Raw genomic sequence first — 12,366 nt, 5'->3', positions numbered from 1 at the left:
CTTATCTTCCTGGTGCGGACGCCTTCCGGCTCCGTCCGGTTCGAGGCGATTTTGAAATCCGTGATTCCAGCTCATCTGCGAGCGCTGCAAAGGAGGCGCCAAGCACCTCCCGACGGCCCACAACGACATAATCGCAACCGGGTTGCATTGCAAATGCGCCCTTGAGACGCACAGCCTCTTTCAACCGGCGGCGCATCCTGTTGCGCTCGACGGCGTTTCCCTGCCTTTTGGTCACAGTAAAACCGACGCGGGGCCCTGAGGAGGGATCGCGCCGGTCAAGTACTTCCAGCAGAAACAGCGGGCCCTTCCGCCGTTCGCCCTTTTGAACGGCCAGAAATTGCGGGCGGGTCTTCAGCCGCCCGACAACCGTTTCGGTTTGTTCTTCCGGCCCGGACATCAGGGCTGAAAGCCCTTAAGCCGAAAGACGCTTGCGACCGCGGGCGCGGCGGGCTGCAAGAACCTTGCGGCCGCCCTTCGTGGCCATGCGGGAGCGGAAGCCGTGACGGCGTTTGCGAACAAGCTTGGAAGGCTGATAGGTACGCTTGGTAGACATTTGTTTAAATACCGCGGTGTGCGGCCCTTCTTGATGGACTGCCGAAGCAGTTTAAGCGTGTGGATGATGTTACCGGCATTGATCCTGCCTTTCAGCAGGAAAGGGCACGGAAACTGCGCGGCTTATAAGGGAAAGCGCCGCAAATTGTCAATCATGCCGGGCGCATGCGTTTGCAAGTGCCTCAAACATGGCGGTTTTGTCTTGCGAACGATTGGTCTATGATCGTTCGACATCTTGAATTCGGAGGCAAGCGATGCGTTGGGGAAAACCCCGGGATGGGCAGAATGCGTCTGCCGGCAAGGTTGCCGTGCCCGGTTTTCTTTCAGGCCTTTCCGGGCGGATTCTGGCGCTGACCGTGGCGATCATCATGTTTGCCGAGGTGGTGTTCTTCGTCCCCTCGCTTGCCAGCATGCGGCTGAGATGGCTCGACGACCGGCTGAGCACGGCTGCAGCGGCGGCGACCGTCATTGACGGCCTGCAGCCGCAGGTTCTGCCGCGCGCGCTGCAGGACGACACGCTGATGGCGACCGGCACCAAGGCGATCGTGCTGAGGAAGGACGGAACCTCCCAGCTCCTCGCCATCGCCGACATGCCGCCGGAAATCAGCAATACCTACGATCTGACGGATGTCGGCCCAGTGGAAGCGGTCGTTGACGCCTTTGACGAGCTTCTGTTCGGCGGTGGCCGGGCGATCCGTGTTTTCGGCTATATCGGCGACAGCGATGCGATCATCGAACTTGTTATCTCCGATGATGAACTACATCAGGCGCTGTGGGGCTATGCCCGCAACATTTTCCTGCTGAGCATTCTGCTTTCGACGTTCACGGCGATGCTGATCTTTTTCCGGCTGAATTCGATGCTGGTGCGGCCGTTGCGGCGCCAGATTGCCAATATGCAGGCCTTTTCGGAAAAACCCGATCTTCCGGAGAACGTCTTCCATCCTGCCGCAACCACGGATGAGCTTGGCATCGCCGGGCGTCATCTCGCCACCATGCAGGTCGAGCTGCAGCGAACGCTGCGCCAGCAGAAACGTCTTGCCGAGCTCGGGCTGGCTGTTTCCAAGATCAACCACGACATGCGCAATATTCTGGCCTCCGCACAGCTGATGTCCGACAGGATCGCCGGCATCGACGATCCGGTGGTCGGCCGGGTGGCGCCGAAGCTGTTGCGCGCCATCGACCGCGCGGCGGCCTATTCGCGTTCGGTGCTGAGCTACGGCCAGGTTTCCGAAGCCGAGCCCAAGCGCCAGATGGTCAGTCTGTGTGATCTGATCAACGATGTGCATGATTATCTGGATCTGTCGGCGGATGTGCCCATCGAATGGATCAACCGTGTTCCCGAAGACCTGAAGGTCGATGCCGATCCCGAACAGTTCTTCCGCGTGGTCTTCAACCTGTGCCGCAACAGTGTCCAGGCGCTGACCCAGCAGGCCGGCGAGCGGCGCGATTCGCTCAACTGTCTGATCGTTTCGGCACAGCGCCACGGCAGCGTGGTTTCGCTCTCGGTCGATGATACCGGTCCCGGAATGCCGCAAAAGGCGCGTGAAAACCTGTTCGCCGCTTTCAGGGGCGGCGTGCGCAGCGGCGGAACGGGCCTTGGTCTGGCAATCGCCCGTGAACTGGTGCTGGCCCATGGCGGCACGATCGCGCTTGTGGAAAAGGCCGGGCAGGGCACGCTGTTCCGCATCGAAGTGCCCGACCGGCCCGTCGCGTTCGAAAGCTGGCGCGGCGAGACCGAGACCGGCGCCTGAGGCATCCGCACTATAGCGAAAGCGCCGTCGGGTGCACTCATCCACGATCTGCGAACCTTGCGCTACCGTCATGAAATCTATCGCTAAATGATCCACGATCACGCTTCATCCGATGTTATCCACACCGCTGGCAGAAGGCAAAATCCGGGGTGTTTCAGAAAAATGACAGGTTTTTTCCGAAATCCGCTTGCATTCCAAATCGCAAGGCTCTAGAAGCCCTCTCGCACGCCGCAGACAACTGCGGTGCTTCGCAAAAAGGCAAGCGCTCGTAGCTCAGCTGGATAGAGCACCAGACTACGAATCTGGGGGTCGGGAGTTCGAATCTTCCCGAGCGCGCCATTTCTGATATAAAAATCAATAAAAACATATACTTACGGGTTAATGTGCCCCACGTTAGAACCATGTATGGGGCACGTTGAGGCGGTGCATGGCATCGGTGGCGAGTTTCCAGCGGTCGGCGCGGCGGGTGTAGACCTCGCTTGTTTTGGCTTCCGAGTGCCCGAGGATTGCCATCAGCCCGTACTGGCTCACGCCGAGTTCCACCAGCAGTTCCGCAAGGCCTTTGCGCACGCCATGGGCCGACAGCTGCGGCAGGCCGGCGTCAACGCACCAGCGCTTGAACATGGCCGACATGCTGTCGCCGCTGGCAAACGGCTTTCCGCCGCGCCCGAGTACATAGGTTGTGCCCTCGACCTTCGCGGCGCGGGTTGCGGCTTTCAATGGCGGCAACAGTGGAATTGAGACCTCAGTCGATCCCTTTTTCAGCGGCTTCCAGCGCAAGGCTTCCACGCCCTCGATCGTGCACTCGTGCGCCCGTCCGAGAATCGTCAGATCCTCGATCCGGCAGCCCGTCCACAGCAGCACGGATAGTGCGATATGGGCCTTGCTGCCGGGCTTATGATGCGCGAAAAATACCTTGATATCGTCGAGTTTCCACGGCGTTGCGCCGCCGCCCTTTGCATAGACCTTTTCAATGCCGCGCGCCGGGTTCTGGCCGATCAGCTTACGTTTGATGGCCCAGTCATACATAACGGCGACGGCCTCGATAAAGGCGTGGGCCTGGGCCGGCGTTGCCGCCATTTTATCCTGCATGGCGATCAGCTTTTCCTGGGGGATCAGCATCACCCTGTCCGGCGTTGCGAGAAGGCGAGCCAGCAGGTTCTTCTTTTTCTTCAGCGTTTTTGTGCTGGCGGCGCCAGCCTCGACGCGCTTTTCAAGATGTTCGAGATAGAGGTTGACCAGCCATGCGATGGAACGCGGCTTTGCGTAATCCGATGCCTGGCGCAACGGTTCCGGCTTTTCGCCGCGGCGAGCGGCGAGGTATTGCCGATGGAAGTCCGCATCGTCCGGGCCGCAATGAAGGGTGATTTTGACCGTTCTGCGGCCTTCGGGACGCACGCGCCAGCGGGTCTTTCCAGATGGCAGCGTTTCGCGCATCAACCCCGGCATATGAATTTTCATGTTGGCCTCTACCATTGTTCGAGGCCTTCATCCTTTGCTGCAGGCTTTTTGTTTCCAATGCCGGCGAAATGGATTTCATATTGTCCACCGGTTATGCACAGCCTTTCCACAGCCAGACCTTCCTCGCGCGCTGCGCGCAGGGCCTTGCGCAGGGCGGCCTCGCTCGCGCGGGTCTGGCGGGGTTTTGGTGTGTTGGTGGCGTTGGTCATGTTCTGCGCCTCCATTGTTCGAAGTCCTGCACCATGGCGCGCCAGCGGGAGGCGGCAGGGGCGTTTTCGTTCAGGTCCTTGCGGCTGTTCAGCGCCAGAACGAATTTGACGCGGGTGGCGGTCTTGTCCTTGTCCGTCGGCAGTTTCAGGTCGTGGCGTTCGGCCATGAAGTGCTGGAAGGCGGTCTCGGCGCATTTCATGGCGCATTCGGCGGCATAGTCCTTTGCCGGTCTTCCGCCCTTGTTCTCGATTGCCTGGCGCAGGCGCTGCACTTCGGCGCGCTCGGCCCGCAACGCCTTGCCGGTCGCCTCCAGCATGGCAATCAGATCGGCCGAGATGTCGATATGATGCAGGATCAGTTCGCGGTTTGCCGTCGGGCAGGCATGGGGCAGGGTGCATATGCGCTCCGGCTCGCCCGGGTCCATCCCGTCGACCTCAAGGTGCATGCCGTCCGCATCCGCGAAGACGTCGCGAATCCGAACCGCGGCGGCAATCAGCGCGCGGTAGGATTCGAGGCGGTCTTGCGCGGAGGGGCGGGTGTTGGTCATGAGGCACCTGATCCTGCCAGACGCACGCGGGCCTGCGCCTGAAACTTTTTGAATGTCAGGTCTTGGTCGATACCGGAGGCATCAAGATATGCTGCATAGCGCGCCTTTCCGGCGCTTGTTGAAACCACAGTAGTGCTCATGCCCAGCCAGGTGATTTGGTAAAGGCGGTTTTGATCGCCGATTGCTTTCAGGTGATCGCGCAAAGCCTCGCGGCCAGCCCGCGTGACGTGGAAAACGTCGATGTCGTTATCGCGGCAAGATTTTTGCCAATAGGGCGAGGCGGCCATTTCGCGGGCGATATCGCCATTGGCATTTGCGGCAAAATAGTTCCGGTATGTTTCGCCCATGGGATCGACCGGGCGGCCAAGCGCGTGGTCGATGTGGTCGAAATGCTTATCCTTGAGGTAACGCTTGACCTGCATCTAAACCGCCTCCGGGTCGAATTCGTCCGGTGCGCCGCAGGCGCGGCAGTTGCGGTCCTCAAGTTCCTTTTCGAATTCGTCCCATTCGTCATCGTTGTCGAAGTGGAAATCAGGTTTCAGGCAGTCTCCGCAGAAATTGCACCAGAAGCCGTGCTCGTTTCGGGTCCACCAGATAAACATTCAGGCCTCCATCCTTTTCCGCCAGTCGAAGAACCCCAGCGCGCCCTTGACCGGCACAAATGATACGGGCTGCGGATTGCGCAGCACGAAACCGAAGCGGCCGAAGAACCACGGGCTTTCGCTTGTCGTCACGCAATCGACGATCTCGACCGTGCCGATGATGCCGCCGCGCGTGATGGTGCCGTAGCCGGGCACGATCGGCGGCTCGGCAAAGGGGCGGTGGGCATGCACATGGCGGATCGTTTCCATGGCTTCGTCGTATTCGTCGCGCGTCATGCCCTTGGCCGCATGCAGGCAGATGCGGCCGCGCAGGTTTGTGTGCCAGTTGCGGTTTTCGATATCCTTGCCCAGGTGCATGATGCAGTGGGCCCATGGCTGGCGGATCGACAGGGCGAGCTTGGGGAGGTTATCCATTGCCCCGCTCCCCGGTCGGCCATGCCTGCGGCAGTGCAGACCCGGTGGGTTTGGCAGCCTGTTTGGCGCGGATTTGCTCGACCTTTGTCCAAACGCGGGCCAGTTCGGTTTCGCCGGCGTCGTGCATGTCGAGGCCGTGGGCAAGGCAGAAGGCGGCAAGCGTCACCATCGTGCCGCCGGCCTCTTGCGGGGGGTCGCCGGGCGGTCTCGACCAGACGTAGGAGGATAGAGCGGCGATACGCTCGCGCGGGTAGCCGACGGATTGCAGCAGCTCGAGCACTTCCTCAATCAGGCGATCGCCGCGTTCCAGCCGATCGGCGCTGATCTCGGTCCCGAAGCAGGCCTGCATCCACGGATCGACCCGCTTTTGAAACGGCGACGGCCCGAAATCCTTCAGCGCAAAGCCGCGCATTTCCTGCCGGTCGTAGTCATAGGCCTCAAGGATCCATTGCGGTTCCCGGTGCCATGATGTGCTCGTGAACTTTACGCCGAGGGGGCGGATGCGGCGGATGGCGGTTTCGCCGCGCCAGTTGGTATAGGGCAGCACCAGCGGCGGCTCCGGCAGGCGGTCGAGCCTTGCCGCGCCCTCCTCGATGACCACGCGGAAGGTGGTGGTGTTGCCCCAGAACCACGCGCTGACCGTGGTCTCGAGAGGCGGGGTGAAGGCTTCGGGGTCGTTTTTCCGGCCGTCGGCGATGACCTCTTGCAGGGTGTTGCAGAGATCGTCGGCGTCATCATAAGCGAAATGGGTGGCGTCTGCCGGAAAGTCTTCCGATAGCGTGTAGCTGCCATCCTCCGCCACCTTGATCGTGCTGCTGCCATAATGGCGGTTACTGTAAAAGTCGATCAGATCGCCATGGCTGACGGCGATGCAGAAGGAGCCGGCGTCTTCGAAATCATCTTCGTGCGGCACCAGAAACCATTTGCCATCCCTGGATTTCAAAAAGGCGTTCGGGTCTGCCTGTGGCAGCGGGGTGTATTCGTCGACCCATTCCCGCGGCAGATATCGAGTGACGACCGTATCCTTGCTGTCGTCTTCCGGCGTGTTGAAAAAATTATTCATGGCGTGACCTCAATGGCATTTGACGTGGTTGTCGATTGGCATTTCGATGGCCTCAATGGCGTTTTGAACGCAGGCCAGCGGATCGTCGTTTTCGGTTTCCATGACGGGAAATTCGTCGCCGGGCTCATAGATCATCAGCGCGTAAAGCGGTTCGGCCGGCGTGCTGCGGCCCTTGCCGAAAATCCAGTAGTAGCCGTCAAGGTTTGTGTGCAGCAGCGAGACGGCCTGCTGAAGCTTTATTTCATCGCTCATACCGCTTCCTCCCTGAAATGGGCGGCAAGCTCTGGCTCGTCCGCCGCCTGCTCGGTGAACATGGCAATCGCGTCCGCAAAGCCCTCAACCTGCATCAGGACGGGGCCTTTTTTTGTGGGCGACAGCCTGTATGTGGTTTTCGGCCACTTCTGCAGCCGCAGGGCTATTTCCTTGATGAGCGGTTTCATCAGGGCAAAGATATCCGGCCCGCACGCGAAGCCTGCCCGCGCGGCAGGCTCATTTTGCAACGCCATGGCCAGATGGATGCGCCAGTTTATGATAGCGCCTTCGGTCACCTTGTAGCTTTCGCCGACGACGATGTCCTGATGGTCATGGGCGATGGAGGTTGAATAGAGCGCGGGCGTTTCGAGGGGCAATTCCTCTGGCCAGTCCGCGGCAAAGCGCGGCGGGATCATGCGCGGCGTGATGAAGGCGAAATGTTCGGCACAGAAGATATCGCCGGGCTGCATCCATTCCGGCGCTTCAAACTCATGCCGTTCGGCGCAATATCTCATCGCAATGCGCTCCCGGCGCCTGGCTGCCTCATAGGCGGCATCGGGAAACATGATCGTCATCGGCCCGGTTGCGCGGCCATCGGGGTCGTGCACCACCGCTACGCCATGGCGGCAGGCGGCCGCGATATAAACCCCGCCCGCCGGCGCCGGTTCGATAATGATATTGCCCCTGTGGGTCAGGGCGTGGGTGCAGTAGGGGTCCTGACGGCGCTGATGGCGCGAAAATTCGTGCATGGCGGCAAGCCAGCGGCTGTCAAAACGGGCAAAGGGTTTGATGTCGTCGCTCATAGCAATCTGTCCTGTCTTGTGATGTCGCCGGCGCGGCGGCGGGCGCATGCGGGGCAATAGTGCTGCCAGCTGCCCGCGGTGCGGCGGATGATCCAGCCGCACGCCCTGGCATTGGCGGAAACGCGCTGGCGGGCGAGGCGAAACAGGTCGTTTCGCACGGGCGCGGGTTCGAGTATGGCCCGGTCAAGATTGGCCGCGCCGCAGCTGTCGCAGGTGATGTTCAACTGGTCGGCGGAGGGGGCGATGGTCAATGCAGCCTCCTTCCGGTCTCCGTCGGTTCGTCGCTGCCGTCCTGATCGGCTTCGAGGATCAAGCGGCTGAGGTCTAAAACGGCCTCGCCAATCGCGCCTTCATCGCGATCGATGCGGATCACGATCCAGCACAGGCCGGCCAGCACGGTGAGCGCGTCGTCTTCCGTGAGGTTGTGGCGTTCCAGTTCCTCGACAAGCGTGTCGGCGGTGCTGTTTGCCAGGCGGGCGATGATGTCTTCCCGGGTCATGGGTGAGGCTCCTCGGTGGTCGTATTGCCGAGCCGCTTATGTGCCTGCACGGCAAGGGCGCTGGCGGTAAGTATTCCGCTCAGTTCGACAGCCGGAAAAACGGGAGACGAACCCTCCGCCGCCAGATATCCCTTGGCTGTGGCATCGTAGGTCAGACGACCGGGAAACAATGCATGGAAGCGCTTCATATCCAGCGCCGCCTGCGCATTGGAGATGTCGAACGCCGCGCAGATATGCCTGCGTCGCAGTGGGTCCACATTGGTCTGCACGAAAGCGTCGATCCACATCAGGCGCATTGTTTGAAAGAGTGTGGTCATGACCGTACCTCCGGAAAGGCGTCATGCAGCGCGCCGTCGAGCAGGCGTCCGGCAGCTTTCTTTCCCACCTTGCGCATCATTGTTCCGCGATCGAAAGGGGCTTCGCGATGTTCAGCGGCCAGTGCGTCCAAGGCTGGCTCAAGAGTGCGACCATCGAGCGTGACGACCTTGGCGTCCAGTGCAAAATCAGATCCGTGTTTCCATTCGCCCCACTGCTTGAAATTGAACGGCACGCCGGCGGCTTTGCACTGGTCGCGCAGCGAGCGGATCCAGTCCGGGTGCATGGGGCGGGCATCGGGGCCGCTTTCGCCGCCGGCGACGATCCAGTCGAGTGTTGGTAATTCGTCTGCCATGATCGATCTTTGGCAGTGCGCACAATAGACATCGGAGTCGTCGCCGAAGCTATCGACGCCGCAAAGCTCGGAAGACCCGGTCCAACCGCAGTACTCACAGCGCGTCATGAAATACATGCTTGCAAAGAATGCGGTTCCGTCAAGGCGACGGTCTGTTCTTCCGGTCGGCAGCCATCGCCGCCAGTCAATCGGCCCCAGCAGCGGCTCGGCAGAAATCCAGCGCAGGGCAGCTGGCGTGTCGAGCAGCGCCGGAATGCGCGCTTCGGCGCGCTTCTGGTCCTCGACACTGACGCCAAGCCAGACGTTGGGGAGAGGCCAATTATCGTCGGCAATCCAAGGCTCGTGATCGGCAAATTTCCAAATGCCGTCGGGCTCCATGTTGTCTACGACGTCTTGGATGCGAAGCGCCAACGCATCCACGTCCCTCAGATAGTCCCGCATCCGCTCCGGCCGTTTCGTCAGCACCTGAAACGTGTGCTGCGGGCAAAGGGCCATGACGGCGAAAATACGGTCCAGCCATTCATCCTCCACGCCTTCGGCGAACAGGTCGCCATGGGCGCAGACGAATATGCGGCGCGGGCGCTTCCAGGTGAGCGGCTGGGTCAGCCACTGTTCGTTGAAGCGTACATCGCCCGTCCACACCGGGCCGGACTTACTGTTGCGTGTGAGGCCCTTGCGGCTTTCGTGGTGCTTCAGGCGGGTGCCTGCCAGTTTCATGGCGTAGCAGTTTGTGCAGCCGGGCGAGACCACGGAACAGCCGGTGACGATATTCCAGGTGGCGTCCGTCCATTCGATTTTTGTGTTGTCGGCCATCGGTCTATCCTCCCATCTTCATGCGGCGGCGGCGTTCGAGGTGTTCGTTGTGCTGCCTGCGCTGTTCATCGCTGGCTGCGGGCGGCTTGGGTGCGACCTCGGTGCTTTTGGCGACAAAGACCCAGCGCGGCATGGCGATCTCGATTGTGCCGTCTTCAAACCGCCGCCAGTGGGTGGGGCAGGCCTTTTCGGCGCGGTTGACGAACTGCTGGATGTGTCCGCATTCGAATTCCACGGTGACGCGCATGTTGCTGCTGCGCCCGCGCTTGCGGTTTCTTCCGGTCAGGTCGCCGCTCTGGTGCGGCACCATGCGGATCAGGCCCTTGTGCTCGCCGTCTCCGATTTCGAGGTAAAAGCACTGATCGGCGGTGAGGCCGGCTGCTTCGAACGCGGCCTTGTCGAAGATGATGCGCAGTTTGGCCGGCTGCTGGCTCAGCTTGTAGAGCGAGACGCGGCAGCCTGTTTCCGTGGCGGGGGCTTTGGCCTCCTGGATGATCACGCGGGTAAAACTCATCGGGCCTTTTCCTTTCCGTCGGGGTGAACGGCCTTTGCGGTTGTGGGCAGGCGGCGGGCCTTGCCGGACTTGCGGCTGAAAAGCCGGAAGACCAGAAGCGTGACGGCGATGGCGGCCGCGATGTAGAGCGCGCCAAGCGCAAAGCCCGCCACCATGGCAGAGGTGGACCGTGCAAAAGCGGACAGCGCGGCGGTGAGGGCAAGTATGGTCTCAGCCATGGGCCTTGCCCTCCGCCGCCGGCTGGATCAACGGGCGGTGCAGCTGCTGGTAGATCGTGAGGCCCAGATAGTCGGCGAGGCGATATTCGATCTGCGCGCCGCGGGAAGACTGCCAGCCGCGCAGCATGAAAATTGCGTTGGCCTCCAGGCAAAGGAACCGGCAATAGTCGGAAAAGGCCTGCCTGATCGGAAAAGCCTCGGCCGGGCCGTCATGCGGGTATTCAGCCGGGTTGTAGACCATGTGCCCCATGGCCCGCAGCCGCGCCGCCTCGGCGTGAAAGGCGGGGTAATTCATATCTGGCAGCCCGGTCATCGGGCCGGAAAGATAGATTTTCAGGGCATCAGCCATGGGGGCCTCCAAGCCATGCTTCCAGCCGCAGCCAGAAGAAAGCGGTGGTTGCGAGGATGGCGATGTAGAGCAAAAGACCGGTCAAAAAGCCCGGTCGGGTTGCGAGCGCGAAAAAGGCGCATGCGGCGCGGCCGCGCAGGGTGAGCCGCGAAAACTGTGCATAGGCTTCACGCCGCCGGCCGTGGCCGCAACAGGCGTTTGCAACGCCGGGCAAGGTGCCAAGGCAGGCGTCGTGGCCCTCGACCGTGTTATGGCGTCCGCAATGGCCGCAAGGGCGCTTGCGCCATGTCCCGGCCGTGGGCTCGCCCGTGTCGCAAAAGGTCCAAACACCCTGCCGCAATTCGATGGCGTGTCCGCGAAGGTGGCTCATGCCGCCCCGCCTTTTGCTGCGCGGTCACGGCGCTCGATATCTGCGAGAAGAAGGGCCGCGGCTTTTACTAGATTGCGGCGGTCTGTTGTGGGCTTAAACCAGCCCTTGTCCCAGGTTTTGGGGAACAGGGTTAGCGCGTCAGGTCCACTATTTTCTGCGTCACAACAGTAAAAAGCATAGGCTGCTGCTGCTTGTGCTAATTCGCCATTTCTGTGCGAGTCATCATGCTCCGTCGTCCAGCCTTCAACGCTGATCTGTCGATACCGCTCGTTGATCACATCCATCAGCGCGCGGAGTGTTCCGTCGCCTTCTTTCTCGGCAAGAGCCTGTATCGTCCCAGTGTCTGCCGGTTCGAGAGCTTGCGCATCCTTTCCGATTTCCTTGAACGGGTCGGTGAGCGCGTAAAGCGGGATCGAGAAATATTCCTCGTTATTGTCGAACGGATCGTTTTCAAGTTCCCAATTCTCCTCACCCAGCGCTCGGTGTCCGTTCAACCAGCCATGCGGACCGTGCAACTCCTGCCCCTCTGTGGTCTGTGGAGCGCGGGTGTTCCACCTGTCGGTATCCTCTACCGGCCAAGCGTAGACCGAAATCGGGCACCGTTTAGGGACTTTGCCTTGATCAAGATGCTGAAGCGTTCCGCCTCGATCTGTCATTTCGTCTCCGCAAAACGGGCAAGGTTTGAATTCCGTACTATTCATGCCGCACCGCCTTTCCATGTGGCCGGGATCCATGGTTGGCCGCTGTGACGGACTTCCACGGTGATGTTGGCGTCGTGGCTCCAGCGGCGGGTGAAGGCTTCGAGGGCGGCGTGGTCGCCGCTTGCTTCATCGATCACGTCGGCGTTTCGGCGGCTGCGGGCGCGAAAGCGCATGATGGGCCGATCCGTCAGCCCGGCCAGTGCGTGGTCGGGCAGGGGGCTGAGTGCGGCCTGCCAGTCGCCCGTAAGCCATGCGCGGATTGCGCTGCGCAGCAGGGCGTTATCCTCGACTTCCTGCAACAGCGCGGTGACAAAGGCCTCCATGCTGCAGGGGCGTCCGTCATCGGCGGTGATCAGTATGCGGTGCGTCGCGCCGGCGCCATTGCCGGCCAGTTCAACGCCGGGCGGGATCGTGATCGATCCTCTGCAAACAAAATCGTGCATTGCTGTCCCTTCCCTTGATGCCGCCGCCGGGTGGCGCTTTGCGCCTGTGGCGGTTCCGGCGGCGGCGGTGGTCAGGCCTGGGGACGGCCTGATGGGAGGGAACGATAAAGCGGAATGTATTCCGCGTCAATAGA

General features: G+C 61.2%; 22 protein-coding genes and 1 tRNA gene. 2 read left to right on the top strand and 21 right to left on the bottom strand.

Annotation, left to right across the window (positions count from 1 at the left end):
* Position 1: 1 nt before the first annotated feature.
* Both rnpA and rpmH read right to left on the bottom strand, forming a co-directional pair.
* A complete protein-coding gene (gene rnpA, locus ACHZCU_RS00900; RefSeq protein WP_106311653.1) occupies positions 2–397 on the bottom strand; it encodes a ribonuclease P protein component in 396 nt (131 codons plus the stop codon).
* Between the two features lie 15 nt (positions 398–412).
* Positions 413–553 carry a 50S ribosomal protein L34 gene (gene rpmH, locus ACHZCU_RS00895; protein ID WP_106311648.1) on the bottom strand — a complete coding sequence of 47 codons (141 nt, stop codon included), beginning with the start codon at positions 551–553 and terminating at the stop codon, positions 413–415.
* A gap of 253 nt (positions 554–806) precedes the next feature.
* Between rpmH and ACHZCU_RS00890 the strand changes: the two genes are divergently transcribed.
* Positions 807–2,303 (top strand): HAMP domain-containing sensor histidine kinase, encoded by a 1,497-nt coding sequence (locus ACHZCU_RS00890; protein WP_106311645.1) that lies wholly within the window; start codon positions 807–809, stop codon positions 2,301–2,303.
* Positions 2,304–2,565: 262 nt separating this feature from the next.
* Positions 2,566–2,642, top strand: a tRNA-Arg gene (locus ACHZCU_RS00885).
* 54 nt (positions 2,643–2,696) lie between these two features.
* Here ACHZCU_RS00885 and ACHZCU_RS00880 read toward each other — a convergent pair.
* The 19 genes from ACHZCU_RS00880 to ACHZCU_RS00790 are packed head-to-tail and all read right to left on the bottom strand — an operon-like array spanning position 2,697 to position 12,232.
* Positions 2,697–3,764 (bottom strand): tyrosine-type recombinase/integrase, encoded by a 1,068-nt coding sequence (locus ACHZCU_RS00880; RefSeq protein ID WP_319517286.1) that lies wholly within the window; start codon positions 3,762–3,764, stop codon positions 2,697–2,699.
* A gap of 8 nt (positions 3,765–3,772) precedes the next feature.
* Positions 3,773–3,973 (bottom strand): hypothetical protein, encoded by a 201-nt coding sequence (locus ACHZCU_RS00875; protein ID WP_319517285.1) that lies wholly within the window; start codon positions 3,971–3,973, stop codon positions 3,773–3,775.
* Positions 3,970–4,521 carry a hypothetical protein gene (locus tag ACHZCU_RS00870; RefSeq protein ID WP_319517284.1) on the bottom strand — a complete coding sequence of 184 codons (552 nt, stop codon included), beginning with the start codon at positions 4,519–4,521 and terminating at the stop codon, positions 3,970–3,972. The genes ACHZCU_RS00875 and ACHZCU_RS00870 overlap by 4 nt, the downstream gene beginning before the upstream one ends.
* Entirely contained in the window at positions 4,518–4,943 is a 426-nt protein-coding gene (locus ACHZCU_RS00865; RefSeq protein WP_319517283.1) for a hypothetical protein, read from the bottom strand. The genes ACHZCU_RS00870 and ACHZCU_RS00865 overlap by 4 nt, the downstream gene beginning before the upstream one ends.
* Entirely contained in the window at positions 4,944–5,123 is a 180-nt protein-coding gene (locus tag ACHZCU_RS00860; RefSeq protein ID WP_319517282.1) for a hypothetical protein, read from the bottom strand.
* Entirely contained in the window at positions 5,124–5,537 is a 414-nt protein-coding gene (locus tag ACHZCU_RS00855; RefSeq protein ID WP_319517281.1) for an ASCH domain-containing protein, read from the bottom strand. It abuts the gene before it with no gap.
* Complete coding sequence (locus ACHZCU_RS00850) at positions 5,530–6,600, bottom strand: hypothetical protein (RefSeq protein ID WP_319517280.1); 1,071 nt, start codon at positions 6,598–6,600, stop codon at positions 5,530–5,532. Before ACHZCU_RS00850 ends, ACHZCU_RS00855 begins: the two co-directional genes overlap by 8 nt.
* 9 nt (positions 6,601–6,609) lie before the next feature.
* Positions 6,610–6,852 carry a hypothetical protein gene (locus tag ACHZCU_RS00845; RefSeq protein WP_319517279.1) on the bottom strand — a complete coding sequence of 81 codons (243 nt, stop codon included), beginning with the start codon at positions 6,850–6,852 and terminating at the stop codon, positions 6,610–6,612.
* The gene (locus ACHZCU_RS00840) at positions 6,849–7,655 is read right to left on the bottom strand and encodes a hypothetical protein (protein ID WP_319517278.1); all 807 of its coding nucleotides are present in this window, start codon (positions 7,653–7,655) and stop codon (positions 6,849–6,851) included. Before ACHZCU_RS00840 ends, ACHZCU_RS00845 begins: the two co-directional genes overlap by 4 nt.
* Positions 7,652–7,906: a hypothetical protein gene (locus ACHZCU_RS00835; RefSeq protein WP_319517277.1), complete on the bottom strand. Its 255-nt coding sequence runs from the start codon at positions 7,904–7,906 to the stop codon at positions 7,652–7,654. Before ACHZCU_RS00835 ends, ACHZCU_RS00840 begins: the two co-directional genes overlap by 4 nt.
* Positions 7,903–8,154 carry a hypothetical protein gene (locus ACHZCU_RS00830; RefSeq protein ID WP_319517276.1) on the bottom strand — a complete coding sequence of 84 codons (252 nt, stop codon included), beginning with the start codon at positions 8,152–8,154 and terminating at the stop codon, positions 7,903–7,905. Before ACHZCU_RS00830 ends, ACHZCU_RS00835 begins: the two co-directional genes overlap by 4 nt.
* Positions 8,151–8,471, bottom strand: coding sequence for a hypothetical protein (locus ACHZCU_RS00825; protein WP_319517275.1), 321 nt, complete (start codon positions 8,469–8,471; stop codon positions 8,151–8,153). The genes ACHZCU_RS00830 and ACHZCU_RS00825 overlap by 4 nt, the downstream gene beginning before the upstream one ends.
* Complete coding sequence (locus tag ACHZCU_RS00820; RefSeq protein WP_319517274.1) at positions 8,468–9,637, bottom strand: phage Gp37/Gp68 family protein; 1,170 nt, start codon at positions 9,635–9,637, stop codon at positions 8,468–8,470. The genes ACHZCU_RS00825 and ACHZCU_RS00820 overlap by 4 nt, the downstream gene beginning before the upstream one ends.
* Positions 9,638–9,641: 4 nt before the next feature.
* Positions 9,642–10,151, bottom strand: a complete 510-nt coding sequence (locus ACHZCU_RS00815; RefSeq protein ID WP_319517273.1) for a hypothetical protein — start codon at positions 10,149–10,151, stop codon at positions 9,642–9,644.
* Entirely contained in the window at positions 10,148–10,369 is a 222-nt protein-coding gene (locus tag ACHZCU_RS00810) for a hypothetical protein (protein WP_319517272.1), read from the bottom strand. Before ACHZCU_RS00810 ends, ACHZCU_RS00815 begins: the two co-directional genes overlap by 4 nt.
* Positions 10,362–10,718, bottom strand: coding sequence for a DUF4406 domain-containing protein (locus tag ACHZCU_RS00805; protein WP_319517271.1), 357 nt, complete (start codon positions 10,716–10,718; stop codon positions 10,362–10,364). Before ACHZCU_RS00805 ends, ACHZCU_RS00810 begins: the two co-directional genes overlap by 8 nt.
* Positions 10,711–11,088 (bottom strand): hypothetical protein, encoded by a 378-nt coding sequence (locus ACHZCU_RS00800; protein WP_319517270.1) that lies wholly within the window; start codon positions 11,086–11,088, stop codon positions 10,711–10,713. The genes ACHZCU_RS00805 and ACHZCU_RS00800 overlap by 8 nt, the downstream gene beginning before the upstream one ends.
* Complete coding sequence (locus ACHZCU_RS00795; protein WP_319517269.1) at positions 11,085–11,789, bottom strand: hypothetical protein; 705 nt, start codon at positions 11,787–11,789, stop codon at positions 11,085–11,087. The genes ACHZCU_RS00800 and ACHZCU_RS00795 overlap by 4 nt, the downstream gene beginning before the upstream one ends.
* Positions 11,786–12,232, bottom strand: coding sequence for a hypothetical protein (locus tag ACHZCU_RS00790; protein ID WP_319517268.1), 447 nt, complete (start codon positions 12,230–12,232; stop codon positions 11,786–11,788). The genes ACHZCU_RS00795 and ACHZCU_RS00790 overlap by 4 nt, the downstream gene beginning before the upstream one ends.
* Positions 12,233–12,366 lie beyond the last annotated feature (134 nt).

Origin of the sequence: uncultured Martelella sp., assembly GCF_963677965.2 — a bacterium.
Taxonomy (GTDB): Bacteria; Pseudomonadota; Alphaproteobacteria; order Rhizobiales; family Rhizobiaceae; genus Martelella; species Martelella mangrovi.
This window is presented reverse-complemented; position numbering and strand designations above follow the sequence as displayed.

What these genes read in the sequence shown, in the direction of transcription:
- rnpA (WP_106311653.1), bottom strand. Translation starts at nt 397, where the DNA reads ATGTCCGGGCCGGAAGAACAAACCGAAACGGTTGTCGGGCGGCTGAAG.
- rpmH (WP_106311648.1), bottom strand. Translation starts at nt 553, where the DNA reads ATGTCTACCAAGCGTACCTATCAGCCTTCCAAGCTTGTTCGCAAACGC.
- ACHZCU_RS00890 (WP_106311645.1), top strand. Translation starts at nt 807, where the DNA reads ATGCGTTGGGGAAAACCCCGGGATGGGCAGAATGCGTCTGCCGGCAAG.
- ACHZCU_RS00880 (WP_319517286.1), bottom strand. Translation starts at nt 3,764, where the DNA reads ATGAAAATTCATATGCCGGGGTTGATGCGCGAAACGCTGCCATCTGGA.
- ACHZCU_RS00875 (WP_319517285.1), bottom strand. Translation starts at nt 3,973, where the DNA reads ATGACCAACGCCACCAACACACCAAAACCCCGCCAGACCCGCGCGAGC.
- ACHZCU_RS00870 (WP_319517284.1), bottom strand. Translation starts at nt 4,521, where the DNA reads ATGACCAACACCCGCCCCTCCGCGCAAGACCGCCTCGAATCCTACCGC.
- ACHZCU_RS00865 (WP_319517283.1), bottom strand. Translation starts at nt 4,943, where the DNA reads ATGCAGGTCAAGCGTTACCTCAAGGATAAGCATTTCGACCACATCGAC.
- ACHZCU_RS00860 (WP_319517282.1), bottom strand. Translation starts at nt 5,123, where the DNA reads ATGTTTATCTGGTGGACCCGAAACGAGCACGGCTTCTGGTGCAATTTC.
- ACHZCU_RS00855 (WP_319517281.1), bottom strand. Translation starts at nt 5,537, where the DNA reads ATGGATAACCTCCCCAAGCTCGCCCTGTCGATCCGCCAGCCATGGGCC.
- ACHZCU_RS00850 (WP_319517280.1), bottom strand. Translation starts at nt 6,600, where the DNA reads ATGAATAATTTTTTCAACACGCCGGAAGACGACAGCAAGGATACGGTC.
- ACHZCU_RS00845 (WP_319517279.1), bottom strand. Translation starts at nt 6,852, where the DNA reads ATGAGCGATGAAATAAAGCTTCAGCAGGCCGTCTCGCTGCTGCACACA.
- ACHZCU_RS00840 (WP_319517278.1), bottom strand. Translation starts at nt 7,655, where the DNA reads ATGAGCGACGACATCAAACCCTTTGCCCGTTTTGACAGCCGCTGGCTT.
- ACHZCU_RS00830 (WP_319517276.1), bottom strand. Translation starts at nt 8,154, where the DNA reads ATGACCCGGGAAGACATCATCGCCCGCCTGGCAAACAGCACCGCCGAC.
- ACHZCU_RS00825 (WP_319517275.1), bottom strand. Translation starts at nt 8,471, where the DNA reads ATGACCACACTCTTTCAAACAATGCGCCTGATGTGGATCGACGCTTTC.
- ACHZCU_RS00820 (WP_319517274.1), bottom strand. Translation starts at nt 9,637, where the DNA reads ATGGCCGACAACACAAAAATCGAATGGACGGACGCCACCTGGAATATC.
- ACHZCU_RS00815 (WP_319517273.1), bottom strand. Translation starts at nt 10,151, where the DNA reads ATGAGTTTTACCCGCGTGATCATCCAGGAGGCCAAAGCCCCCGCCACG.
- ACHZCU_RS00810 (WP_319517272.1), bottom strand. Translation starts at nt 10,369, where the DNA reads ATGGCTGAGACCATACTTGCCCTCACCGCCGCGCTGTCCGCTTTTGCA.
- ACHZCU_RS00805 (WP_319517271.1), bottom strand. Translation starts at nt 10,718, where the DNA reads ATGGCTGATGCCCTGAAAATCTATCTTTCCGGCCCGATGACCGGGCTG.
- ACHZCU_RS00800 (WP_319517270.1), bottom strand. Translation starts at nt 11,088, where the DNA reads ATGAGCCACCTTCGCGGACACGCCATCGAATTGCGGCAGGGTGTTTGG.
- ACHZCU_RS00795 (WP_319517269.1), bottom strand. Translation starts at nt 11,789, where the DNA reads ATGAATAGTACGGAATTCAAACCTTGCCCGTTTTGCGGAGACGAAATG.
- ACHZCU_RS00790 (WP_319517268.1), bottom strand. Translation starts at nt 12,232, where the DNA reads ATGCACGATTTTGTTTGCAGAGGATCGATCACGATCCCGCCCGGCGTT.